The organism is Sporosarcina sp. FA15 (genome assembly GCF_051550195.1).
Classification (GTDB): domain Bacteria; phylum Bacillota; class Bacilli; order Bacillales_A; family Planococcaceae; genus Sporosarcina; species Sporosarcina psychrophila.
In genome coordinates, this window is record NZ_CP188818.1 from 3,084,436 (window position 1) to 3,109,379 (window position 24,944).

At 43.4% G+C, this 24,944-nt stretch carries 28 protein-coding genes; 11 read left to right on the forward strand and 17 right to left on the reverse strand.

The window, feature by feature from the left end:
- Positions 1–6 precede the first annotated feature (6 nt).
- Positions 7–645 carry an RsfA family transcriptional regulator gene (locus tag ACP8HG_RS14425; RefSeq protein WP_067213244.1) on the forward strand — a complete coding sequence of 213 codons (639 nt, stop codon included), beginning with the start codon at positions 7–9 and terminating at the stop codon, positions 643–645.
- Here the strand turns inward: ACP8HG_RS14425 and ACP8HG_RS14430 are convergent.
- The 3 genes from ACP8HG_RS14430 to pta are packed head-to-tail and all read right to left on the reverse strand — an operon-like array spanning position 639 to position 2,639.
- Positions 639–794: a hypothetical protein gene (locus ACP8HG_RS14430; RefSeq protein WP_438296934.1), complete on the reverse strand. Its 156-nt coding sequence runs from the start codon at positions 792–794 to the stop codon at positions 639–641. The genes ACP8HG_RS14425 and ACP8HG_RS14430 overlap by 7 nt on opposite strands.
- A gap of 15 nt (positions 795–809) precedes the next feature.
- Complete coding sequence (locus ACP8HG_RS14435) at positions 810–1,652, reverse strand: lipoate--protein ligase family protein (protein ID WP_438296936.1); 843 nt, start codon at positions 1,650–1,652, stop codon at positions 810–812.
- A 15-nt stretch (positions 1,653–1,667) separates the two neighbouring features.
- Positions 1,668–2,639: a phosphate acetyltransferase gene (pta, locus tag ACP8HG_RS14440; RefSeq protein WP_067213250.1), complete on the reverse strand. Its 972-nt coding sequence runs from the start codon at positions 2,637–2,639 to the stop codon at positions 1,668–1,670.
- Between the two features lie 176 nt (positions 2,640–2,815).
- Between pta and hemQ the strand changes: the two genes are divergently transcribed.
- The 3 genes from hemQ (at position 2,816) to gerQ (ending at position 4,466) form a co-directional block, all read left to right on the forward strand.
- Positions 2,816–3,565 carry a hydrogen peroxide-dependent heme synthase gene (hemQ, locus tag ACP8HG_RS14445; protein WP_067213253.1) on the forward strand — a complete coding sequence of 250 codons (750 nt, stop codon included), beginning with the start codon at positions 2,816–2,818 and terminating at the stop codon, positions 3,563–3,565.
- Between the two features lie 106 nt (positions 3,566–3,671).
- Positions 3,672–4,091, forward strand: a complete 420-nt coding sequence (locus tag ACP8HG_RS14450; RefSeq protein ID WP_067213257.1) for a cell wall hydrolase — start codon at positions 3,672–3,674, stop codon at positions 4,089–4,091.
- A gap of 24 nt (positions 4,092–4,115) precedes the next feature.
- Positions 4,116–4,466, forward strand: coding sequence for a spore coat protein GerQ (gerQ, locus tag ACP8HG_RS14455; protein ID WP_067213261.1), 351 nt, complete (start codon positions 4,116–4,118; stop codon positions 4,464–4,466).
- A 50-nt stretch (positions 4,467–4,516) separates the two neighbouring features.
- Here gerQ and ACP8HG_RS14460 read toward each other — a convergent pair whose 3' ends face one another.
- The 5 genes from ACP8HG_RS14460 to ACP8HG_RS14480 are packed head-to-tail and all read right to left on the reverse strand — an operon-like array spanning position 4,517 to position 6,909.
- Complete coding sequence (locus ACP8HG_RS14460) at positions 4,517–4,897, reverse strand: DUF423 domain-containing protein (RefSeq protein WP_067213264.1); 381 nt, start codon at positions 4,895–4,897, stop codon at positions 4,517–4,519.
- A gap of 56 nt (positions 4,898–4,953) precedes the next feature.
- The gene (locus tag ACP8HG_RS14465) at positions 4,954–5,217 is read right to left on the reverse strand and encodes a YwdI family protein (RefSeq protein WP_399629365.1); all 264 of its coding nucleotides are present in this window, start codon (positions 5,215–5,217) and stop codon (positions 4,954–4,956) included.
- A complete protein-coding gene (locus ACP8HG_RS14470) occupies positions 5,214–5,390 on the reverse strand; it encodes a uracil-DNA glycosylase (protein WP_067213269.1) in 177 nt (58 codons plus the stop codon). The genes ACP8HG_RS14465 and ACP8HG_RS14470 overlap by 4 nt, the downstream gene beginning before the upstream one ends.
- 49 nt (positions 5,391–5,439) lie before the next feature.
- Positions 5,440–6,126: a uracil-DNA glycosylase gene (locus tag ACP8HG_RS14475; protein ID WP_438296940.1), complete on the reverse strand. Its 687-nt coding sequence runs from the start codon at positions 6,124–6,126 to the stop codon at positions 5,440–5,442.
- Positions 6,127–6,132: 6 nt separating this feature from the next.
- Complete coding sequence (locus tag ACP8HG_RS14480; RefSeq protein ID WP_438296942.1) at positions 6,133–6,909, reverse strand: DUF4230 domain-containing protein; 777 nt, start codon at positions 6,907–6,909, stop codon at positions 6,133–6,135.
- A gap of 82 nt (positions 6,910–6,991) precedes the next feature.
- Here ACP8HG_RS14480 and ACP8HG_RS14485 point away from each other — a divergent pair, with 82 nt between their 5' ends.
- The 5 genes from ACP8HG_RS14485 to ACP8HG_RS14505 all read left to right on the forward strand — a co-directional run bounded on the left by ACP8HG_RS14485 (position 6,992) and on the right by ACP8HG_RS14505 (position 11,512).
- Positions 6,992–7,258: a hypothetical protein gene (locus ACP8HG_RS14485; RefSeq protein WP_067213274.1), complete on the forward strand. Its 267-nt coding sequence runs from the start codon at positions 6,992–6,994 to the stop codon at positions 7,256–7,258.
- A gap of 60 nt (positions 7,259–7,318) precedes the next feature.
- Complete coding sequence (gene thiD / locus ACP8HG_RS14490) at positions 7,319–8,152, forward strand: bifunctional hydroxymethylpyrimidine kinase/phosphomethylpyrimidine kinase (protein ID WP_421101733.1); 834 nt, start codon at positions 7,319–7,321, stop codon at positions 8,150–8,152.
- Between the two features lie 672 nt (positions 8,153–8,824).
- On the forward strand, positions 8,825–9,175 hold the full coding sequence (locus tag ACP8HG_RS14495; protein WP_438296944.1) for a YojF family protein: 351 nt from the start codon (positions 8,825–8,827) through the stop codon (positions 9,173–9,175).
- A 19-nt stretch (positions 9,176–9,194) separates the two neighbouring features.
- Entirely contained in the window at positions 9,195–9,878 is a 684-nt protein-coding gene (gene bshB2 / locus ACP8HG_RS14500; protein WP_067213280.1) for a bacillithiol biosynthesis deacetylase BshB2, read from the forward strand.
- 281 nt (positions 9,879–10,159) lie between these two features.
- Complete coding sequence (locus ACP8HG_RS14505; RefSeq protein WP_067213282.1) at positions 10,160–11,512, forward strand: YjiH family protein; 1,353 nt, start codon at positions 10,160–10,162, stop codon at positions 11,510–11,512.
- Positions 11,513–12,183: 671 nt separating this feature from the next.
- Here ACP8HG_RS14505 and ACP8HG_RS14510 read toward each other — a convergent pair.
- The 9 genes from ACP8HG_RS14510 to ACP8HG_RS14550 form a co-directional block, all read right to left on the reverse strand.
- Entirely contained in the window at positions 12,184–13,128 is a 945-nt protein-coding gene (locus ACP8HG_RS14510) for an L-threonine 3-dehydrogenase (protein ID WP_067213284.1), read from the reverse strand.
- A 340-nt stretch (positions 13,129–13,468) separates the two neighbouring features.
- Positions 13,469–14,173 (reverse strand): DNA alkylation repair protein, encoded by a 705-nt coding sequence (locus tag ACP8HG_RS14515; RefSeq protein WP_438296947.1) that lies wholly within the window; start codon positions 14,171–14,173, stop codon positions 13,469–13,471.
- 164 nt (positions 14,174–14,337) lie between these two features.
- Entirely contained in the window at positions 14,338–15,528 is a 1,191-nt protein-coding gene (locus ACP8HG_RS14520) for a glycine C-acetyltransferase (RefSeq protein WP_067214080.1), read from the reverse strand.
- A 78-nt stretch (positions 15,529–15,606) separates the two neighbouring features.
- Positions 15,607–16,674 carry a hypothetical protein gene (locus ACP8HG_RS14525; protein ID WP_067213289.1) on the reverse strand — a complete coding sequence of 356 codons (1,068 nt, stop codon included), beginning with the start codon at positions 16,672–16,674 and terminating at the stop codon, positions 15,607–15,609.
- A 99-nt stretch (positions 16,675–16,773) separates the two neighbouring features.
- Positions 16,774–17,406 carry a YczE/YyaS/YitT family protein gene (locus tag ACP8HG_RS14530; RefSeq protein WP_067213292.1) on the reverse strand — a complete coding sequence of 211 codons (633 nt, stop codon included), beginning with the start codon at positions 17,404–17,406 and terminating at the stop codon, positions 16,774–16,776.
- A 126-nt stretch (positions 17,407–17,532) separates the two neighbouring features.
- Positions 17,533–18,024, reverse strand: a complete 492-nt coding sequence (ybaK, locus tag ACP8HG_RS14535) for a Cys-tRNA(Pro) deacylase (RefSeq protein ID WP_438296950.1) — start codon at positions 18,022–18,024, stop codon at positions 17,533–17,535.
- A gap of 63 nt (positions 18,025–18,087) precedes the next feature.
- Complete coding sequence (locus ACP8HG_RS14540) at positions 18,088–18,690, reverse strand: hypothetical protein (protein WP_438296952.1); 603 nt, start codon at positions 18,688–18,690, stop codon at positions 18,088–18,090.
- 100 nt (positions 18,691–18,790) lie between these two features.
- On the reverse strand, positions 18,791–20,965 hold the full coding sequence (locus ACP8HG_RS14545) for a DNA topoisomerase III (protein WP_338654904.1): 2,175 nt from the start codon (positions 20,963–20,965) through the stop codon (positions 18,791–18,793).
- A 218-nt stretch (positions 20,966–21,183) separates the two neighbouring features.
- Entirely contained in the window at positions 21,184–23,082 is a 1,899-nt protein-coding gene (locus ACP8HG_RS14550; protein ID WP_082786851.1) for a sodium:proton antiporter, read from the reverse strand.
- A 163-nt stretch (positions 23,083–23,245) separates the two neighbouring features.
- On the opposite strand from ACP8HG_RS14550, the gene ACP8HG_RS14555 reads away from it, so the two are divergent.
- Together ACP8HG_RS14555 and ACP8HG_RS14560 are read left to right on the forward strand one after the other, a co-directional pair.
- Complete coding sequence (locus ACP8HG_RS14555; RefSeq protein WP_067213300.1) at positions 23,246–24,310, forward strand: PseG/SpsG family protein; 1,065 nt, start codon at positions 23,246–23,248, stop codon at positions 24,308–24,310.
- Positions 24,311–24,550: 240 nt separating this feature from the next.
- On the forward strand, positions 24,551–24,736 hold the full coding sequence (locus tag ACP8HG_RS14560; protein ID WP_438296955.1) for an SE1832 family protein: 186 nt from the start codon (positions 24,551–24,553) through the stop codon (positions 24,734–24,736).
- Positions 24,737–24,944: the final 208 nt, after the last annotated feature.

The following is a 24,944-nucleotide window of genomic DNA, read 5'->3' on the forward strand; positions in this document are numbered from 1 at the left end:
ACGGAGATGGTGAAAGTTAGACAGGATGCTTGGATTGAAGAAAACGATACTTTATTAGCCGACACAGTACTACGACATGTTCGCGAAGGTAGTACACAACTTAGCGCTTTCGAAGAAGTTGGGGACGCGCTCAACAGGACGGCAGCAGCTTGCGGGTTCAGATGGAACGCAGTTGTAAGACGTGATTATGAAAAAGAGCTTTCGGACGCGAAGAAAGAACGCAAACAAGCAATACGTGTACTTGGAAAAGACTTTAAACGACGGGGACAACAATTATATAGCCCTTCGCAAGGACTAGAGGAAGAACAAAAGATTTCCGTTCCGTTATCAGCACTCTCACTTGATACGGTTATCGCATTTCTTGTACGCATGCATCACACAGGCGTGGGAGATAACGAGTCACTTCGCTGGAGGCAAACTGCTAAAATCGCGAATGAAAAGTCGGAGCAACTCCAAAAAGAAATCGAAAAACTGCAACAGGAAAATAAAACCCTGCGTGCCGATTACGAACAATTTGTCCAAATCATGAACCGCGCACGCCGTCTCGTCACGCTAGATGATGATGCTGATCGCACAGCACCGGTTTTCAAAATGGAGCAAAATGGAAACCTAGTTTCAAAAGAACCGCCTATCAATCATCATTGATAGGCGGTTTTTCTTTGGTTTTTCTTTGGTTTTTCTTTGGTTTTGCTGGGGTGTTGTTTAGTTTTAGGAAGATGTTGTTTACTTTCGACGGAACGTTGTTTAGTTTGGCGAAAACGTTGTCTCCCCGCCAAATTAACTCTTTCTCCCACTACTAAACCGATTGTTCATCCGCGCGCCAGCATTTTTTGATTGCGTTCGAAGACTCGGTTCAAATAAAAGGTGTATAACTCCATTTCCTCCGGTTTCAAGCCGCCTATCTCCACATGATCCGCAAGCTCGCGCAACATAAGCTGGATACGAATAACAACATCGTTCACCGTGAGCGGCATGTCCAGAAGTTCTGACAGGGATGCCATCACTTCCGGTTTAATGACCGGATAAGTGAACTTCGTTTCTTCTCCCTGCAAGCCCGTTTCGTAAAAATCACGGATTAGCTCAGCACGTTCCGCCCCACTTCCTTCAACGCAAAGGTAGACTTGGACTGCGATACCTTGACGCAATCTACGCTGTGAAATACCGGCAAATTTGCGGCCATCAATACTCAAATCATACGAGCCCGGACAATATGATCCTACAATTTCATAGGCTTCAATACGGTCTCCTGCTTCCGGAAAAAGCATACGAACAAATGCGAGCATTACTTCATAACCTGCTGGAATATCGATTGAAGAGTCGAGTTCAGATAGAACAATTGATATGTTTAATACACCTTCGTCAAGCACTACTGCAAGTCCACCTGAATTGCGGACAATCGCGTTATAACCAGCATTTCCAAGTGTCGAAACTGCTTCTGTAACATGCGGTAGCCGATGATCCTGGATACCGAGCACGACCGTTTGATTGTGCACCCATGTACGGACTGTCGGGACGCTTATCTGCTGGCCGACGAGATGACAAAGCGTATCGTCGGCGGCGAATGATTCTAGTGCGGAACGGGTACGTGTTGTCATGGATTCATCCACAAAACGCCATGTGGGAATAGTTAAAAAAGACTCATATGATATCATTCCAATTTCTCCTGCTCATAGACTTTGTGCCGCGGTTAACAAGGCAAGCTTGTAGACATCGGCAGCGGAACAACCGCGTGACAAATCATTTACGGGTGCGTTCAATCCTTGAAGAATCGGGCCAATTGCTTCGTAGCCACCAAGACGCTCCGCTATTTTATAACCGATATTACCCGCTTCAAGTGATGGGAAAACGAAGACGTTCGCGTTACCTTTAATGACTGATTCAGGTGCCTTTTTCGCAGCAATTTCCGGAACATAGGCCGCATCAAATTGGAACTCACCGTCGAGTAGCAAATCAGGTGCAAGCGATTGAGCGATTTTCACCGCGTTCGCAACTTTTTCTGTTTCTTCCGTTACGGCAGATCCTTTTGTAGAGAAACTCAGCATCGCAACACGTGGATCCACACCGAATGCCTGCGCTGTTTTGGCGCTTTCAATCGCGATTTCAGCCAGTTCTTGCGCTGTTGGTGCAACCGTAATCGCACAATCTGCAAAGACGAGCCGTTCATCGCCTTTCATCATAATAAAGGCCCCGCTAGTCCTTGAGATACCTGGTTTTGTTTTAATAATTTGAAGCGCCGGTCGTACGGTGTCTGCAGTTGAATGCGCTGCCCCACTCACCAATCCGTCCGCACGCCCTGTATAAACGAGCATCGTTCCAAAATAATTTACATCCGTCAATTGTTTACGTGCTTGCTCCAATGTCGCTTTGCCACCCCGACGCTCCACGAACTTTCCGGCTAGTTCTTCAAAGTAAGAAACACTCTCGGGATCAATGATATCTACTTCCGAAATATCAATTCCTGCTTCAGTTGCGACTTCTTGCACTTCGGTTTCATTGCCAAGAAGAACTGGCTTCACAAGCCCTTCCCCTTGCAAGCGTGAAGCCGCTTCTAGTACGCGGATATCCGTTCCTTCCGGTAGGATAATCGTCTTTCTTTTGCCACTCAAACTTTCTTTAATTCCTTTAAATAAATCAGCCATTAGACAGCCACCTTTCACATACTCTCATGCTCTAAGCATACACCAATGATGCGGGTGGTAAAAGCGTTTCACTTCATGTCAAATTCGTGACAACAGCGCTAGCAAAGGACGTTTTACAGCCTTCTATGCTACACTCATTTAAGAAGTTAATTCATAATGAAGGAGTTTGATTTCATATGATCGAAGCAGCAAAAACACTTGATGGTTGGTACGTTTTACATGATTTACGCTCGATGGACTGGGCATCTTGGAAATTAGTTTCAAAAGAAGAACGCCAAGCAGCAGTAGAGGAATTTCTTGTTTACCTTGAAAAACTTCAAAAAACAGATGACGATAAAACAGGAGCACATGCTTTCTATACAGTAATTGGCCAAAAAGCTGATTTCATGCTTATGACTTTGCGTCCGACAATGGACGAACTGCAAGAGCTTGAAACGGAATTCAATAAACTCGCAATCGCTGATTTCACGATTCCAGCGTATTCGTACCTGTCAGTCGTTGAACTATCGAACTACCTTGCAGGCGAGTCCACTGATGATCCTTATCAAAACCCATATGTACGCGGACGTCTGTACCCTGAACTTCAACGCAGCCAATACATCTGCTTCTACCCGATGGACAAGAAGCGCGATGGCGATGTCAACTGGTACATGCTCGATATGGATAAACGCAAAGAATTGATGCGCGCACACGGTTTGATTGGCCGCAGCTACGCTGGAAAAGTGAAACAAATCATTTCCGGTTCTGTCGGTTTCGACGACTACGAATGGGGCGTTACACTGTTCGCGGACGACGTACTTCAGTTCAAAAAGTTGATTTATGAAATGCGTTTTGACGAAGTAAGCGCACGCTACGCTGAATTCGGTTCATTCTTTGTGGGTACGATTTTAGAAGGCGACAAAAAAGCAGCATTTTTCAACATCTAAATCGTAAGTTATATCGCCTGACTGTGACTTTGCAGTTAGGCTTTTTTGTATTTGGTAGGCATGTTTCATTCCAGCTGCGCATATGATTCCCCAAGGGGGTTGTGCCGTGGCAGTAATAAAGTACACGGATGCTGAACTGGATCTACTTGCACGGTTAATGCGCGCTGAAGCAGAAGGCGATGGCCAATTAGGCATGCTTTTAGTCGGTAATGTCGGAGTGAATCGCGTACGTTCCGGATGTCTCGATTTCAATGATATACGAAGTTTGCAAGATATGGTTTTCCAAAGTCCAGGAGGCTTCGAGGCTACGACGAAACCGTATTTTTATCAGCGTGCTCGCGAACTGGATCGAAATCTAGCAAGGCGCGTTGTCAACGGTGAACGTTTCACTCCGGGAGAACGATCATTATGGTTTTTCATGCCAACAGGAGATTGCCCGGCACAGTGGTATAACCAATGGAACACAGGTAGATTCAAGTCACACTGTTTCTTTTCCCCAACGGTTCAAGACTGCCCTAACCTGTAACTCAAAAGAAGAAAGGATGAAGAAATGGTCCAATACTATTGGAATCCGCCCTATCAAAATCAGCATGTCACACCGCCGCAAGTAACGCTTCCAGCTGGAGGTAGGCCACCCGGACCACCCGGACGTGAACAGTCATACATCGAAAATATTTTACGATTAAACAGAGGCGAACCTGGAACTTTCCATTTTTCATTCGAACATGCACTGGACTCTGGTAAAAATACGAAAACCGTACGTGGTACCGTAGAGGCTGCTGGACGTGACCATGTTATCTTAAGTGATTCGACAACAGGACATCGTTTTCTATTTCCAATGATTTATTTTGATTATGCTGAATTTGATAATGAAGTGAAGTATTTTCCACAACAGCCCTGAATTTAAAAAATCTTCCGCGAGCCTCGTATAGGGCCTCGCGGAAGATTTTTTTAGTTTGAAAATTTAATAGCTGCAACAATCAGCATGATCCAGCCTGCGATGAATGCAACGCCACCGATTGGTGTGATAGCACCGAGTATGCCGATTCCCGTGAGGCTCAGTACATACAGACTACCAGAGAAAATGATGATACCCGCGAGGATTAAATAACCTGCCCAGCTTAGCTGTGTGACTGGTCCAAAAAGCGATGGACTCATAAGAATTCCGATTGCAAGCAAAGCGAGTGCGTGAAACATTTGATACTGTACAGCGGTTTCCCAAATTGCTAAATAATGTTCGGATAGTTTCTCTTTTAAAGCGTGAGCGCCGAATGCACCAAAGGCGACGGCGATGGCTGCGTTAACAGCCCCTGCAATAATGAAAAATGGCATATAAGCTCCTACTTTCTTATTATGATTTCAATATATCAGCATTTGCGAATCGTCTATCAAAAATCAAATAGCGAGCCGCCGTTTGCATCCTCTTCTTCAAGCAGTTTACCTTCCAACGATGTGATTGACTGCACAGCGTTAGTGGTTGTAAGCATTTTAGGAACAATTTTCTCTTCACGCTTACTTTGCCCACCGAGTGCAACTTCGCAAAGTGATCTGACGGCGGAAAACGCTTCCCGCATCGTACTTTCATCATTGGCGCGCCTCGCAACACTTAGTTGCCGCTCCATTTCAGAGATAATCCGGTCGTATGGTATCACTGTTTAGTGTCCCCTTTCTTCTGTTCAAATTGCAAACAGTCCATGCCAGACGATCTCCTCACGACGACCGATGGCATTTCTCGCGTTTTAAAACCATATGCTTTGCAGCCACGTGGATTTCGCTGATCCCATGTTATGAAGAAATGTTGGCATTGAAAACAATTCACTGCCACAATGCTCCACCTCTTTTCTCTCTCAACTTTAGCACTATCACCGTTCTACTTACAGCACGCCGCCTATTCGGCACCAGTCAATCGGCGTCTCATTCCACGATTCAAGCAACTGATTGGTCTTCGAATACGGACGGCTACCGATGAAACCGCGACTCGCGCTTAACGGGCTTGGATGAACCGATTCGATGATTGCGTGTCGCGATACATCAATGAGTTTCTTCTTTTCTTGCGCAGGACGGCCCCATAAGACGAAGACGATTGGATTTTCTCGCTCCGACAAACGCCGGATTACTTCATCCGTAAACGTCTCCCACCCTTGTTTGCGATGCGAATGCGCTTGTCCATCCCTTACAGTAAGTACCGTATTTAACATGAGTACGCCTTGTTGCGCCCACCCCGTCAATGTCCCGCTCTCTGGAATTAGACAATTGATATCAGTTGCGAGTTCCTTGAACATATTGCGAAGACTAGGCGGTATTTTGACGCCAGGTTTCACGGAAAAGCTTAATCCATGTGCTTGTCCAGGTCCATGATATGGATCTTGTCCTAATATAACGACCTTTACCTCATTAAAAGGAGTCAACTTAAATGTAGTCCACAAATCATCCATCTGTGGATGAATCATTTCTTCCTCATATTCCTTCTTCAGGAATTCACGCAGCTTACTATAGTAGGGTTTCTCGAATTCATCATCCAAGACTTCATCCCAATCGTTACCGAAAAGTTCCTTATGCACAACCCATCACTGCTCCTTGAATTCAATCGTCACATCGTAGCCCGCAAATGAAAACATTTCTTTTAGTGTTTTCTCGGCATTCTGCTGCGCCGTTAGCAAGACACCTTGTCCCGTGGCTTCTTCCAATATAAGCACTTTTGCTTCAGCGGCAAGTTCATAGGCCTCTTCAATATTTGCTTTTTCTCGGAAGACTCCTTCGTAGGAATACACTTCAACCTTATCAAAATAAATTTCTGCTCCTCCTAAAAAGGTAGCAGGCGGCAAAGTAAGTTTTGCTATTTTTTTCTTTTCATCGACAACGACATCTTTTTCCGTAAGGCCGGACATGTCGACACCAGCTTTCACTGATCCCGGAATAACAACCAACAACTGCCGTTTCGTTCCTGGTAAATTGAGTCCGATGCTTTGTCCAAACAATGTATTATCTTGTCGTTCAATGATAACCTTGGTATAAGCTTCAGCAGTTGCGAGTTCGTTCAAGTCTTGGATTTGTTCAAGGAATGCGCCTTTTTGTTCTGTAAATGTGCTCCCTTGTTTTAAAATGAAGAATGTTGCAAACGGCAAAGCGACAATCAACAGTAAAATTAGAAGGGCAATTGCGATGAACGACTTTTTCCATACCGAAAAAAACACTTTCCCGACACGCCAAAATCCGTGCGGACGGTCTTCTACTTCTTCTACCGTCACTGCAGTTTGTTCTTTGGAAGCTTTTAATTCTTTCATTAGTTGTTCGATTTTCTTGTCATCCGCCACTTCATCCCTCTTTTCCTCTTTTTTCGACACTATCATATACGTTAACATTATAGGAAAGTTCCCTTTCAAACAACTAGAAAGACATGGTACGATTGTATGGGAGGGATGCGACATGGCTGATATGCAATTACGCGACAAAATGAAAAAAGTTTCTGAAGCCGCGAAACATGGTAACCGCGTGCCAGAACGTTCTAAAAACGCTGGACTCGTCGTTTTCCTTATTTTTATAGGGTGTGGAATTATCGTCATGTTTGCTCTTGCAATCGGGCTTATGATAAGCAAACACTTTATCGGTGCTGCTGTGATTTGTAGTATTGCGGCACTGCTCACATACTCCGTTTTCAAAATGATGAAAGCTGATAACATCGGACAATTGTAATTTCCGATTTTTTTGATAAGATTAAGTTAGAATTTATCCAAAAAAGGAGACAGACCAATTATGACGCTTAAAAAGACTTTAACAATCGCAGGATCCGATACATCAGGCGGTGCAGGGATTGCTGCGGACTTAAAAACATTCCAAGAGCACGGTACATATGGAATGACGGCAATTACGGTCATCGTGACAATGGATCCAGACAATAATTGGTCACACGGCGTTTACTCATTGCCAGTCAACGTTTTGAAATCGCAAATCAAAACTGCACTTTCAACAGGAATCGATGCCATTAAAACTGGCATGCTTAGCACAGAAGAAATCATCCAAATTGCAGGAAACGCGATTTCAGAATCAGGCCTCAGTCATGTAGTCATCGACCCAGTTATGGTTTGTAAGGGTGAAGACGAAGTGTTGAATCCTGGAACAGTAGACGCAATGGTTGAGTTCCTTCTTCCAAAAGCAGAAATTGTAACACCGAACTTGTTCGAAGCAGGACAACTTGCTGGCACAAAAACACCGAAAACGATTGAAGATATGAAAGCAGTTGCAGAAAAAATCCATTCACTAGGCGCTCGCAATGTTGTCATCAAAGGCGGCAAACAGCTTGACCACGATAAAGCCGTGGATCTGTTCTTTGACGGCCAAACGTTCACTCTTCTTGAAGCGGAAAAAACAGCGACAACTTACAATCACGGCGCAGGCTGTACGTTTGCCGCAGCAATCACAGCAAACCTAGCAAATGGTCTAGATGTAAAGGAATCTGTATTTGAGGCAAAAAAATTCGTCACAGCAGCCATTGCAAACGGCTGGAAACTGAACGAATACGTCGGACCTGTTATGCACGGAGCGAAAAACCGTTTCGGCGCACCTGAAATCACAACAACTGAAATTTAATAACATTATTTCAATTAAAAGGCCAAGAGCTGTTGTCTCTTGGCCTTTTTTTGTTCTGTTCGTTGGACGCTTCACCAATTTCGTTGGAAGCTTTACGGTTTGTTGGACTCTTTACGAGAATGGTTGGACACTTCTATAAATCTGTTGGACACCTCGAGGAGTTTGTTAGACACTTCACGAACTTCGTTGGAAGCTTTACGATTTGTTGGACACTTTACGAGAATGGTTGGACACTTCTATAAATCTGTTGGACACCTAGAGGAGTTTGTTAGACACTTCACGAATTTCGTTGGAAACTTCACGGTTTGTTGGACACTTTCCGAGAATGGTTAGACACTTCTTCAAATCTGTTGGACATCTTGAGGAGTTTGTTGGACACTCCACCAATTTCGTCGGAAGCTTTACGATTTGTTGGACACTTCCCGTGAATGGTTGGACACTTCTACAAATCTGTTGGACATCTTGAGGAGTTTGTTAGACACTTCACGAACTTCGTTGGAAGCTTTACGGTTTGTTGGACTCTTTACGAGAATGGTTGGACACTTCTTCAATTTCGTCGGAAACTCCTCGATTCGTCGAACACTCTCTACGTCAAGACCCATGAATCGCATTCAACAGCCCCTTTCTATATACTAAAGAGAAGAACGTTTACAGTTTTAAGGAGGGCTATTCATGGAATTAGTAAAACCAGATCATTTACAGGAACTCATAACTTCTTTTGTTAATAAAGATGTGTACATCCATCTTGAAACAACGAACGGCTCATATGCTACCCACTTCAATGAAAGTGTATTCAACGCTGGAGCATTCATTCGCAATATCGTTATCAAATACGAACTCGGTAAAGTGGCTGGCGATTCGCCTCACCGCATCGGATTAAAACTGCCATCTGGCTGGATTTATGCGCAAGGCATCACTCATTATAAACTCGACGAACACGGGCGTTTGCTTATGGCGGGACTCGATGCAGAAGGAAAACTTGCAGTCGCACTTGAAATCAGCGAAACACCATTCACATATTAATTAAGGAGGCAATTTTTTAATGATTAAAAAAGAACGTCATGTACTTGTCGTATTCCCCCACCCAGACGATGAAGCATTCGGTGTATCCGGTACCATTTCTTCTTACAGAGATATCGGCGTGCCTGTTACGTACGCTTGCTTAACATTAGGTGAAATGGGACGTAACCTTGGCAATCCACCATTTGCAAATCGCGAAACATTGCCTCAAATTCGCAAAGAAGAATTGAAAAAAGCGTGTGAAGCAATGGGACTCGATGATTTACGTATGATGGGATTCCGTGATAAAACAATCGAATTCGAAGATGATGAAAAAATGGTTAAACTAATTGCAGATTTAATTGAAGAAACGAATCCTTCACTCGTCATCACATTCTATCCCGGACTTGCCGTTCATCCCGATCACGACGCTACTGCGCGTGCAGTTGTGCGTGCAGTCCGAAGAATGCCAGAAACAGAACGTCCTACACTTCATACACTCGCCTTTGCGAATAATACCGTTGAAGTCCTCGGCGAGCCCGATGTCATTCACGATATTTCAGCAAATGCAGATAAAAAAATCGCAACACTCAAAGCTCATGCATCCCAAACCGTTTGGATGATGAAAGACATGGAGATAAAATGGAAAGCGCAGGACCCAGATGCACTTAAATGGCTTAACTTTGAGCGTTTTTATACCTATCAGTGGGATAAAGACTTCGAATAAGAGGATTATAAATGCTTCTCTTCAGGAATATTCATATAGAAAGAGACTACGAAATCACCTTGATTTTATAGTCTCTTTTTTCATGTATTTTTATTAACTAATCAAACTATTTATACCGTAGAACAAAATTCGTTACTATATGATAGCTACAAGGTTTTCCGAAATCAATAGACTGAAAAGTTATAATAGTATATACTTTATTCATTAAGATATAAAACAATATAATGTGTATAATTATTCACCATATACATGTTATACTGTTACAAAAAGGGGAATATAAAATGAAAAAATTTGCTTTATCCACATGGTTCTATTTTCTAGTTCCATCAATTCTCGGTATTCTTTTGTTCATGATCCCGATGAAGTATGCCGGGGACTGGAAAATACCAATTGCCATATTTGCCGATTTACTATCAGGGGCGATTGCTCCGGTTATGCCATGGGTTGCTACAATTACTTTAATTATTGCTGCACTTGGTTCTGTGATATTTTTAGTTATTCCAAAGGACAAAGTTCAGCCTTCGTTTATAACAAATTTATTCAATGTATCGCTCTTTTGGACAATCGTCCGAATTATAGGTGCTATTTTAGCGGTACTTACCTTGCTTCAATTAGGTCCAGAAGCTATTTGGAGTGAAAATACGGGCGCACTACTGCTAAGTGAAACCGGTCTCGTTACATTCCTGTTTACAATCTTTTTATTCGCAGGAATTCTCTTACCACTTCTTCTAAACTTCGGTTTACTTGAGTTTTTTGGAACGATGATGGTAAAAGTCATGCGCCCTCTATTTAAAATACCAGGCCGTTCTTCCATCGATGCACTGACATCATGGGTTGGGGATGGAACAATTGGTGTTTTGTTAACAAGTAAGCAGTACGAAGAAGGTTTTTATACAAAGAAAGAAGCAGCCATTATTGGAACAACTTTCTCTGTTGTATCGATTACATTTTCTATCGTAATTATTGAAAAGGTTGGTCTTGGGGCTTATTTTTTACCATTCTATGGTACGGTCGTTTTAACTGGTTTAATCCTTGCATTTATTATGCCGCGGATTTATCCTCTTTCCAGAAAGAAAGATGAATACATAGACGGTAGACCATTTACGGGTGAAGAAGAAAAATCACCAGAAGGATACAGTGCATTTTCACACGGACTTGAAAATGCATTAACAAAAGCGAATAACAGTCGTTCATTGGTTAAAACTTTTTCAGAAGGCGTGAAAAATATTCTTGATATGTGGATTGGTGTTATTCCAGTCGTTATGGCTTTCGGAACAATTGCATTGATTCTTGCAGAGTATACAAGTGTCTTCACGATTTTAGGGAAACCGTTCGAACCGATTCTGTCCATCCTTGGTATCCCCGAGGCGGCAGATGCAGCGCAACTTATGGTCGTCGGATTCACGGACATGTTCCTACCTGTAATCCTTGCGGATGGCCTGATTACATCTGAGTTGACATTGTTTGTTGTTGCCACTGTTTCAGTAACACAACTCATTTTCATGGCGGAAGTTGGGGGACTTCTGCTAGGCTCAAAAATTCCGGTAAACTTTTTCGAACTTGTTGCCATTTTCCTTTTGCGCACAATCATTTCATTACCGATTATCGCAGGAGTAGCACATCTTTTATTTTAAGGAAACATGAAGACCTTGCAGATTAGTGCAAGGTCTTTTTTGTGGGTGGTTATGATTGGTTCTACGTGGGATATGATCGGGTGGTGTGGGATGTGATCGGTTGGCGTAGGTTATGATCGGTTCGCGTGGGATGTGATCAGTTCGGCGTTAGTTATGATCGGTTAGCGTAGCTTATGATCGGTCGACGTGAGTTATGATCGGTTCGCGTGGGATATGATCAGTTCGAAGTAGGTTATGATCGGGTCGCGTAGCTTATGATCGGGCGACGTGAGATATGATCGGGTCGCGTAGCTTATGATCGGGCGACGTGGGATATGATCGGGTCGCGTAGCTTATGATCGGGCGACGTGAGATATGATCGGGTGGCGTAGCTTATGATCGGGCGACGTGGGATATGATCGGGTCGCGTAGCTTATGATCGGTCGACGTGGGATATGATCGGTTCGCGTAGCTTATGATCGGTTCACGTGGGATATGATCAGTTCGAAGTAGGTTATGATCGGTTCGCGTAGCTTATGATTGGTTCGACGTAGCTTATGATCGGTCGACGTAGGATATGATCGGTTAACATGGGATATGGCCGATTGGCATAGGATATGATCGGTTCGATAAGGAAGTGCCATCTTTCATTCCAAAATAAAAGCCGCGGAAAATTTTCCGCGGCTTTTATTTTACACATTCAATTTAATTTTCAGTTTCGACAACATGTCCACTGTCATTTTATCCAAATCATAGTTCGCTTTGAAGCCCCATTCATTTATAGCAGCTGTTGGATCAATCGAATCTGGCCAGCTATCAGCAATCGCCTGGCGTACTGGATCTACATCGTATGCCATTTCAAAAGTAGGAATCTGTTTTTTTATAGAAGCTGCGATTTCAGACGGTTCAAAACTCATAGCCGTTACATTAAATGCATTGCGGTGAATCAGTTTCGTCGGATCGGCTTCCATTAAATCGACAATCGCCTGTAACGCATCAGGCATATACATCATATCCATGCGTGTTCCTTCTGCAATATAAGAAGTGTATTTCCCTTCTTCAAGTGCTTTGTAGTAAATATCGACCGCGTAATCCGTCGTTCCGCCGCCAGGTTGAGCTACATATGAGATGAGCCCTGGGAAACGAACGCCGCGCGTATCCATTCCGAATTTGTGGAAATAGTAATCGCATAGTAATTCACCTGCAACTTTATTGACACCGTACATTGTCGTCGGTCGTTGCAATGTGTCTTGCGGTGTATCTTTTTTCGGTGTTGAAGGACCGAATGCACCAATTGAACTTGGTGTGAAAAACTGCATATCCAGCTCGCGCGATACTTCAAGTGCGTTCATAAGACCGCCCATATTGAGATTCCATGCAAATAATGGCTCATCTTCCGCTTTAGCAGATAATAATGCAGCCATGTGCATCATCGTATCTGCACCGAAATCCTTTGCAAGCGCATGCATATTGTTCGCATCTGTCACATCAAGTATTTCAAATGGGCCTTCTGTTGCCGAATCCATGCGACGTATATCTGTCGCCAAGACGTTCTCTGTGCCATATTCTGAACGTAACTTTGTAATTAATTCTGAACCGATTTGACCTAAAGCACCCGTAACCATGATTTTTTTCATTATTAATTATTCCCCGCTTTCAAACATTTGTATTTATGGAGAGTACACGAAAATTATATTTTTATAACTTCACTGATTCTATAGCTTTAATTCATTATAAAACGTTCTCCTAGAAAAGACAACATTGTTTTAAACCTCTACAAATTACTACCAAACTTCTCCATTATAATTAAAGTAAAATATAAGATTCACGGTGGTGAGATAAATAAATTCAACATGCAACGATATATGTTACTTCATAAAAGGTGAATTTTAAATTTAGCGAATGAAAAAAGCCCCAAGTTAAGGGCTTTTTGTTTGTATAAGTATGTGCTTGTTCGTTGATATTACTCTATTTTCATTAACAGCGAACCGTTTTCTTTTTCTTCGGTTCACCGCGTGTTAGTACTTTCTCAATATAATCTGTTGCAAGCGGAACTTTACACGCAGTATTTCCGACATCGACATGCACTTTCCCAACTGCTTCTGCAACTTTTTTTGCTTCATTACGGATTTCAGGCACATAGGCTCCTACACAAATGATGAACTGATTCATATTATAGCGCACTCGGTTAGGCGCTTCATGAATGGTGTTACAGATTTCTTGTAAAAATGAACTTATTTCTTTCAAGTCCAGCTCATCCGCTCCTGCGTACGTAATATAATTCGAATAAGTGCTCCAACCGGCAACCGCCGTCATTTCACGGTCAGACCTAATCCATTCCCTTGCTAGTTTAAGCGCATTTGGACTCTCCGCTGCAACCCATCCCACTGCATATTCTGCATTCATATACCAATTCGCCGCGTCTACCCACCGCTGAAGATCATCCTCTGTCATCAGTTTTGGGTCCACTGCAAGCGCTGCGAGATACATCGCATCCGAATTTCCAGTGTCATAAAGTCGAAGCGCTAGCTCATGATCTTTCTTAATATACTTTAAGATTTTCTTCAAATCGCCTACACGAACACCGAAAAACGGTTCGGATGCTCCATGATTCAAGAATGTTGTCTTCGTTTGTTCATTGCCGAATTCTTCAAGCTGCTTCATCACTTCTTCAAACGTCATCAGGGTTCCCCCTTTTTCTTTTCATTTTCTCCTATTTGTCTTGAAGGATGCAAGTTTAGGTCCAGTCGATTGATTAAGTGATTGCTTGCCATGACTCCACAGCGATCCATCTAACCCCTAAAAAATCCCGGACAGCATACAAGCCATCCGGGATTCCTCATTTATTATGAAATTACATTCAGTTCTTTACCAACTTTTTCGTAAATGACGAGTGCTTCGTCAATCATTTCTTTGGTATGCGCTGCAGTTGGCATGTTGCGGACGCGACCTTTTCCTTTAGCGACTGTTGGGAAGACGATTGATTTAGCATATACGCCTTCTTCCGCAAGACGTTTAGAAAATTGTTGTGTCAGCTTCTCTTCGCCGATGATGCATGGTGTGATTGGTGTTTCAGAAGCACCGATATTGAAACCTAATTTCTTAAGTCCCGCTTTTAAGTAATTACCGTTTTCCCAAAGTTTATCATGCAGCTCTGTGGATTCCGATATCTTGTCCAATGCGCCCATAATCGCAGCGACATCCCCTGCAGGAAGTGCCGTCGAGAATAAGAATGGACGTGAACGAACTTTCAGCCAGTCAATCAATTCCTGCGTTCCTGCAACATAGCCGCCGACAACACCGATTGCTTTCGATAGGGTACCCATTTGGAGGTCAATCTCTTTTTCAAGACCGAAATGTTTGACGGTCCCTTTTCCTTTACCAGTAACGCCTGAACCGTGCGCGTCATCGACATAAGTGATCAAGTCGAATTCCTTCGCGATTTTCACAACTTCAGGAAGGTTGGCGATATTGCCGTCCATCGAGAACACGCCATCCGTAATGTACATCACTTTTTCATACAAGCCGGATTCCGTTGCTTCTTTTGCTTTTGCACGGAGGTCGTCCATATCTTGGTGATTAACACGAATGACTTTCGCACCGGAAAGGCGGCAGCCGTCGATAATAGATGCGTGATTTAATTCATCCGAAAGAATCGCGTCTTTTTTAGTCATGACAGCGGAAATTGCCGCCATATTACAGTTGAAGCCCGATTGATAAGAAATTGCAGCTTCCGTTCCTTTGAACTCAGCAAGCTTCTTTTCCAACTGAACGTGGATATCGAGCGTACCATTGATTGTACGGACTGCACCTGCACCGACACCGTATTTTTCAGTTGCGGCAATCGCCAATTTTTTCAAATCTTCGTCTGTTGCAAGTCCCAGATAGTTATTTGAAGACAAGTTAATAAGATCTTTTCCTTTAATTTTAATGATTGGGCCGTTTGGTCCTTCAATAGGGTCAATTTCGTTGTAAAGTCCTTGATCACGAAGTTCTTTTAGATTCTCCTGTAAAAATGCAGTGAGTTTTTTTGACAATGTAATCTTCCTTTCAAACAAATGATACCCCCATTTTAGCATACGACCGGCCCAATCGTAGTATAAAGCGCATACTTGTTAAGTTAGTTCCGAAAGAATTTTCGATTTTTTTTCAAAAACGGATGGCATAATCGCAGTATCCATCGTAGCTTTCATGCTATTTTCCGCTTGTGCATAGGCCTGCATATAGCCAGCCGCGTCAAGCATTTTCTCCGTGTAGGCTTCGTGAATTACACTGATTTCCTTTTCCGCCTCTGCATCTTCCTCACACATATGCACGAGGTCCAGCAATTCATCCCCCGGATATTCCACATCGTAAACATGTGGATTCGTTGCGTCAAGAAGACATACCGACAGTTCAGGGAAAATAACTAAATCGACTCCCGCTGGATCCAGCCCACACCAGCCATATTGAACGTCAAATCCACGCTTTTCCGCTTCGGAGCCAAGCGCTTTCATAAGTGTCGATTTCCCGGTTCCCGGAAGGCCTTTAATAAGAATTCTCCGTTCCAAACGCTTCGTAATGGATGGGATGAAATCTTGCGCTCCTCCAGATGTCAATGAACCGATTAGCCTGTGCGAGACAGCCGCTTCCTTATTCAGCTTGATTGTTCCAAATAATTCTTCTTTTAATGATGCTATTTTGTTTTCATGAACCTCCCACATCATCCTTCTGATATTCACTTTCTCCCAATCGTCATGAATATCTTTTGCTTCCGCTAGCGATTGCAATGCTTTGCCTAGTGCAATTCCAGACTCAGCTAATTTCTCCACAATTATTCCATTTTGCCCAACCAACTTGACTTCATCATAGACATCGTAAAAACTGATCACTTTGTGCTTTCCACCGATATCCGCTGGTTCGAGTGCAACTGGATGTGACGCTTGTAGAATAAGCAAGTTCGGTCCTTTAACATAAATTGCATCTGTTTTGTCGGGTTGCACAGGATCCATGAATCGATCGACGTCATAGCCACGCTTTAAGTAATGCGTAGTAGCTTCATTCAACACGTTTGAGATGGCGTTTGTCGGTGGACATTTTAGAAAAAACGTTTGTGAAGCCGATGCAATTAGTTTGTCATATTTATGGGAGATACCAGCACCTGTATAGGCTGTCCCCATATATTGGGTTATCGTTCCATACATACCGATCATCCTTTCTGTACATACGATTAACGTATGCTCAGACAATAAAAAAAAGCACGGCTCGAAGCACATGCTTAAAAATAATTAATGAGTTTCGATTTAAAATAAAGCGTCTTCTTCCTCTTCGCCGATAACTTTCAACAAGAACTTGCGGCATTGTGGCAATGTATAATGAGCAATTTGCCCCAAGAATAAAGCAATTAACACTGTCCCAATTCCAATTGGACCGCCGAATAACCAGCCTATAAGTGCGACAATGACTTCAAGTGTAGTACGAACTTTTTTTACGCTGGCTCCCGTTTTTTTAACAAAGACGAGCATAAGACTATCCCGCGGACCCGCTCCGATATTTGGTGAAATATAGATTCCAACGCCATACCCCATAACAATTACACCCACTGAGAACATCAGTATTTGCGCACCCATCGAAGTGATATCTGGTAGCAGCCAGTTGAATAAATCGATAAAGAGTCCAATTAAAATCATATTCAGCCATGTGCCAATCTGCGGCCATTCTTTCAAAACAGCAGCAGTTGAAATGATAATAATGAATCCTGAAATAATCCCCCATGTTCCAATCGTCAAGCCGAAGTTTTTGTACAATCCGACATGCAATACATCCCACGGGGCGATTCCAAGTTTTTGACCTTTAATCGTCATTGAAATGCCTAGCGACAGAACCATCATACCCACCAAAAAGAATGTCCATCTCCATATTAATATCTTTCTCATATAAGTCCTTCTCCCTAATGATAGTGTAAGTAGCTAGCAATAATAAAAGACACCCACGTAGCTAACGTGAATGTCTTACTTGTAATCTATTCATTGTAACATGGCTTCTATCCTATATACAGACCGTCAACTTTTCACTATGTCGATAAAAAGTGCTTCAGTCACCCTAGCCAACTCTCCGGGAATCAGTTTCATTTGTAATCCTGGTTTACCCGCACTAACAATCATCGAGTCGAGACTTTCGGCTGATTTGTCAATGAATGTCGGGTATTTCTTTTTCATCCCGACAGCTGAACAGCCTCCGCGCACATAGCCCGTTTCTTTCGTCAGCTCTTTCAACGGTAGCATATCAAGCTTTTTCACTTCAGCAGCTCTTGCCGCTTTTTTCAAATCAAGTTCGTCCGCTACTGGCACTAAAAAAATGAATAGTTCACGCGGTCCTGCAATCGTGACGAGCGTCTTATAAACGACATCCACTGCTTGTCCTGTTTTTTCAGCGACGGAAATCCCATCCATCAAACCATCGTTTACGTCATATTCCATTAGTTCGTAGATTACATTTTCCCCATCCAAAATCCGCACTGCATTGGTTTTTACTTGCTTACCTTGCTTTGCCATTCGTTCATCTCACCTTTCCAACAACAAAAGGTCGCCATTTACTAGGCGACCTTCCGTATCCATTCATGCAATTTTATAAAAGCTCGGCCGATCGATTTCAAATCCCTTCTGTTTCATTAAAACTTGAAAAGAATAAGATGAAATCGCCTTTTCGTACCGTCTTTGCGTAATGAGTATTTCGCGCTCGAGATCGGAGGGAAGTTCTTTGGATGCCATTTTTGCAGTATCGGCTTCTTCACGTGCTGAGGTAATGTCAATTTCGGATTGAGCCCTGTTGTGCAATATGATCTGCGCTTCTGTCCGCATAATTTTTGCTGATGCAGTTGCTGCAAGATTATAATCCGCCGTTGTCGGTTCCGGTTCTGATATTGCTTCAGCCCGCACATCTTTCCAACTAGCAATCGTCTCTTCAAGCGTCGTTCCAATCAGCAGCGCAATCTGCTTCATTTGTCCTGCGCCAAGCTGCCGAGGTTCAGGCCTCTTCGATTGATCGATTTCAGGTTCTTTCTTACCTATCAACAAAGCCTCTAGATTTTCAACCGTTTTCTGATTCTGCCCATTGTATTGCACATTACGATTATAAGCACTTTCAGCATTCCTGCGCCTGCTTGCATCATATCGTTGTATAGGATCGCTTGCTATAGCCTGGGTCATAACGGCATTCATCTTACTTCACCTCCACACTGTCGTATTTGCATAAATCTATTAACTCAAGTATACCCAATTCATTTTGAAGAATAAACCCTACGAAAGCGCTATAAAGGAATCACTTATCAAATAGTTTCTTTAGCGCATCTGCCATCGCCGTATTCTCCAACTCTTCCGGTGCTCCTTGTTTTTTCATGTACTTCTGAACATCGCGTTTATCAGCTTTCTTACCACCCGAGTTTTCTTTCCGCTTCTCAAACGCCGATAACTTCTCACGGTGACCACATTTACAAACGAAAATTCGTCCGTCGCCTTCTCCGCGCATCTCCAATTTCTTTTTACAAACTGGGCATCTAGCATTCGTCAGCATTGAGACGTTTTTACGATGACCGCACTCACGGTCCTGACAAACTAGCATTTTTCCACGTTTGCCGTTCACTTCTAACAGTAGTTTACCGCAATCTGGACACGCTTTCCCCGTGACATTATCATGTTTATATTTTTTATCATCTGTTTTAATTTCAGTAACGGTTTGCTTCGAAAAGCCAATCATATTTTTCATGAATTCTTCTTTTTTCATCTGGCCATTCGCGATTTTTGTTAGACCTTGTTCCCATTCCGCTGTTAGTGCTGGTGATTTCAAATCTTCTGGAACGAGCTCAAGCAACTGGCGTCCTTTAGATGTCGTGTAAATATCATTGCCTTTTTTCTCCATAACAAACGAGTTGAATAGCCGCTCAATGACATCTGCACGTGTTGCAACTGTTCCCAGTCCGCCTGTTTCACCAATCGTTTTGATAAGCTCTTTTGATTCACCCTGCATGAACTGCGAAGGATTTTCCATCGCCGCAAGCAAAGTTCCTTCATTGAATCGAGCAGGCGGTTTTGTTTGACCGTTCGTCATAACGATGGCTTGAATTTTCACTTCTTCACCTTTTGTAAATGGTGGAAGTGTATCCGTGTCTAGCTCTTCTTCCTCTGTCGAATAAACTTTTTTCCAGCCTTCATCCGTAACAGTACGGCCTTTTGCTTTGAATGTCTCCCCGCCAACTGCGAGTTCAGCGGTTACTTGGTCATAACGGAACGGACCGAAGAAGACAGCTAAAAAACGTTTGACGATTAAATCATATAAACGCTGTTCCTTATCAGATAAGTTTTGAAGAATTGGCGTTTCCTCGGTAGGAATGATGGCATGATGATCTGATACACGTTTGTCATCAATGACGCCTTTCTGCGGTTTAACAGTGCCAGCACGCAGAAGTGAGTTGGTCGCTTTACGGTATGGACCAATATCCACAGCTTTAATGCGCTCTTTCAACGTGCTTTCCATATCTGATGTCAGATGTTTCGAATCGGTACGCGGGTACGTCACCGCTTTATGGCGCTCATATAAATTTTGCAATGTCGACAGCGTCTCTTTCGCTGACCACGACCAACGACGGTGCGCTTCTTTCTGGAGCTCTGTTAAATCAAATAAATGCGGTGCTGGCTGTGACTTCGGTGTCGTTTTCACTTCTATCACTTTTCCAGCATGAACCCCGTCAATTTTCTCGAGTAACTTTTCAACCTGTTCTTTTTCGAACGACTGCGTTTGACCCGCTTTATCGTGCCATGTAAACTTCGCGGTTTCCGTCAATGCTTGCATACCGTAGAATGATCTCGGCTTAAAATCACGGATTTGATGCTCACGTTCTGCAATCATAGCAAGTGTCGGAGTTTGAACACGTCCCGTTGAAAGTTGGGCATTGTATTTAACTGTCAGCGCCCGCGTTGCATTAATGCCGACAACCCAGTCTGCTTCCGCACGGGCTACTGCTGCCTGATATAAGTTTTCATAAGCGCGGCCGTCTTTTAAGTTGTTGAAACCGTCTTTAATCGCTTTATCGGTGACCGATGAAATCCACAACCGTTTAACAGGCTTGCGAACTTTCGCTTGTTCTAGAATCCAGCGTGCAACAAGTTCCCCTTCGCGCCCCGCATCCGTCGCAATGATAATATCTTTCACATCGTTGCGCAGAAGCTGTGCTTTAACCGCATTAAACTGTTTCATCGTCTGACGGATGGGTACCAGTTTGAACGGCGCTGGAATAATCGGTAAATGTTCAAGTTTCCATTCCTTGAATTCATTGCCATAGCCTTCTGGATCCGCATGTGTCACTAGATGGCCCAGCGCCCACGTCACGATATAATTGGTGCCTTCAAGAAATCCATTTCCTTTTTTATTGCAGCCGAGTACCCGTGCGATATCGCGAGCTACGGATGGCTTTTCAGCTAATACAAGTGATTTAGACATAGGTAAATCCCCCTTCTTCATACATCGATTATACGGGAGAACGCGATTGGATGCATGTCGGGCGAATGAATAAAGCCCTTGGCGTAAAAAATCCCCCTAACCGGAAAATCCGATTAAGGGAATTGCATCAATTTCATATTTTACGATTGGTGTTCAATGTATCAAAAGCAATGGCTATCTGCCTGTTACAGATCTTAGTCAGCCACTTTGTACTCCATTCATTTCGCAGAAAGTGGTGCATCTCCCGGAATAACCGGCTTTACCTGCTTTTCTTCCCTCGTAAATAAATCTTCTACTTTTTCATAGGATATAGACGTTTCACCATTCACTCCATCTAGACGCTCTTTCACCCGTTCAATTGTTTTCACAGGTGATGTGAGTGCGATAATTGCATCTCCCGCGAAGGCCTGTGGTTCAATTCTTGGTGTGAAGAATTCAATTGTGCCGTCAGCACGTAAAATGTAAAGCAAAATCAATTTGTCATCCCGCTCACGTAAATATTGTGTGTAACTATATTGTTTTGTAATTACCGTTTTACGAATACCATGCCCAGCGTTCATCCGCTCTTCCAAATCATAGATTGAAATGGCAGGTGAGAACAACGACTGTCCTCCCGTTATCGTGAATTCATTAGCTTCGTTCCCGACGTGGAATACCGTCTGATACAAGTTATTACTTCCGAGATGTGGTGCAAAGTCTGAACAAATATGTGCATTGTACGTATCGGTCTTCGTCATTGCGAGGATATACCGATATGGCGTCAAGTCGAGATGATAGTCGATTTGCTCCGATAGGATATCCCCAACGTAACTATTGAGTCCAAGCTTTCGAGCATGTGATAGTCCCGCCCAAGACTGATCGATGAGCAGCACATCATTGCCGGTTTCTTTCACCGATTGGGCAAGCTCTGCGGCGAATCGGGTGCCCCCAACGAGAAGTACACCTGATTCGTCCGTTGTTGTTAGATTCAGCTTCTTAGCCAAGAAGCCAATCGAAAATCCATGTAAGACCACTGTAGAGAATACCAGTGCGAATGTCAGCGCCGTCAATAGTTCTGCGTCCTTGTAGCCATTGTCGAGTAGAATCGTCGCAAAATAGCCTGAAACAGTTAGAGCCACAATTCCCCTTGGTGCAATCCATCCTATTAGAATCTTTTCACGGATGTTTAACTCCGTATTGATTGTTGCAAGCCAAATCGATAACGGCCTGACGATAACTAGCATCGCCAAGACATACAAGATAATATTCAAATTAAAAATTTCGATGAGAATTTGCGGATTAAGTGACGCCGTCAACATGACAAATATACCCGAAATAAGAAGGACGGAAATATTCTCTTTGAATTGCCGTATGTCATGCATCGACGTCATGCGCATATTCGCCATCGTCATCCCCATTGCAGTTACCGCAAGCAACCCTGTCTCATGCATGATTTCATCCGCGAAAACAAATGTGAATAAGACGACCGCAAAGAGTACCGGCGCTTTCAGAAATTCTGGAATACCGCCGCGCTCGAAAGCACTTCCAATGACCCGGGCAGCCCCCCAGCCTAGGAGTACCGCAAAAATAGATGCTGCAAAGAACAACAGCAACGCATTCAATGTCACTTGGCTATTCAAAAATTTGATGAACTCAAAAGCGAATACCGCAAGCAATGCACCAAACGGATCAACAACAATCGATTCCCATTTCAAGATTGCGGCTGGGCGCGGTTTCAGCTTCGCCTGCCTCAATAGCGGCAAGATAACGGTAGGTCCCGTAACAATGAACAGACCACCGATTACAAAGGCAACTGCCCAAGAAAGTCCCGCCAAATAGTGTGCTGCAAGCGCCCCAGCAATCCATGCAATGAATGCCCCAACGGTTACAATACGAGCTATCGGCTTACTAAAGCCTTTAATTTCTTTAAAATCAAGATTCAAACTGCCTTCAAACAAAATAATTGCCACGGCAAACGTAATAATTGGACCGAATAGATCTCCCATACTCTCCTTAGGGTTAATAAGACCGAAAATGGGGCCGACGAGAAGTCCTGCAACAGACATGACAACAATTGCCGGCATCCGAAATTTCCAAGCTGTCCATTGCGATAAAATCCCGATTAAGACAACAAGCATTAACTCGAATAATAGTGAATCGAACAATGGAATCACTCCGTTCCCCAAATGGAAATAATGTTAGTTTACCATACTGGCAGTTTCAGTCCACTAGAAATAGACATATCCCAATCGGTCAATACATAAGGTTATAGGGATGAATTGAACAATCTAGCAAGAAAGGGTGATTCCAATAGACGGACAACAAAAGAAAACAGTCGCCATCCATATTTCCAGGTCGGACGGAAAAGGGACATACCCCGCACGCAGAGCAGCCATGATTACAAACGCCTTGGCTGACGAAATAGATATCGTATACTTATGCGGAGTGGATTCTCCGCCAGTGCCCGAGGGATTTAAAGCAATTTCAACCCCAAGCAATGCGCTATTTTTACAGGCACTCGCGTCGATTAAACCTGATCTACTTCTCCGCGATAGCGGCTCTACTATTCAAGAGGAGATTGAAAAAATAACTGAACTCGTCCCCTCCATCATCCATTTCGATGATTTCGGCGACGGTGGTAAATGTGCTGACCTCGTATTCCAGACATTGTATGTCGAATCGAATGATAGTGCGCCAGATCATTACGTACTTGGACGAGAGAGTTTCATTGCTGACGAACAAATGGCTTCAGTTAAGCACATTGGACTTCGCAAAGCCCAACTGGGACCTCTTCCCCATTTAGTAATTTCATTTGGCGAAGAGGATGAAGGTAACTTGACCTACCGGGCGTTGCGTCATATTATGCAACTTCAAATCCCACTCAAAGTGACCGTTCTCATCGGTGAACAGTATGCCCATGATACAAGTACAATCCGTATGATGGCACTCGAAAGGCGGAATACAACCGTATTGGTGCCTCCGTATAACTACGCCGAAATTTACGCCGCAGCAGATATTATTTTATGCGCTTCTGGCTACATGCCTTATGAAGTCGCTGTAATGGGTATCCCTTGCGTCGTGCTCGCACAGAACGATTTCGAAGTGGGGCTTGCTTTTCCGAAAGAACAGCACGGTTTCATTCATCTTGGTCTCGGTCGAAAAGTAAAACAATCGAGTTTGTTGAACGCCATCATGGAACCCCTCTTGCACGAACCGCTACGCAAAAAAGCGATTGCACGACAAACCGCACTCGGGCTCGGGGACGGAAAAGATGCTGTATGCGAAGCGATACGCTATTACCTCGAGTATCCGAAGCGCAATACTAGTGGCGGCGCAGGAAAAAAAACGTCCGATATGCTACACTAAGGAAAAGCGCAAGCGCCTTGGTAGACCCGAAAAGCGCTGGAGGGCCTTAAGATAAAGGCGCTCTTTGCCTTTAACTTAAGGACTGAAGCGACAGAGGAAGTCAGCTTAGAATCGCGACATCCTGTCGCAACAGCTGCATGACCCACGTCCTGTGGGCCCAGGGGCTAGGCGCTGGAGTCTAGACACTAGGTTAAAAAACTTATACTTTCTAACTTTTAAAAAAGCAGAGGTGTTTTTCTGATGAACAAACGTCAAGTAGAAACAGCAATCATGGAACTCAAAATGGACTATATCAGTTTGCAAGGTGATATCGAGAAGCTAGAATCGACCGGTAATGACAGCTTCGTCAAGAAAGCGGAACTGCGTCTTGCAACGTTGGAAGACAGTCTCGCGGAACTGAACAAGCAACTTGCTGAATTTGAATGAACAAAAAGGCTATCCGGGACAAAGGATAGCCTTTTTGTTATGCATTTTTCCACGTCTGTTGATTAACCATCTATTTGCATAAAATACTGGTGAGTAGGGCTTGGAAGAATCCATTTTCACTGGATCATTTCCGGTTCGCTTTCGGCGAACTAATCACGACATATTTACCGTGAGTCATGTGTGGCTAGAAGTGACTCCGTCATTTCTA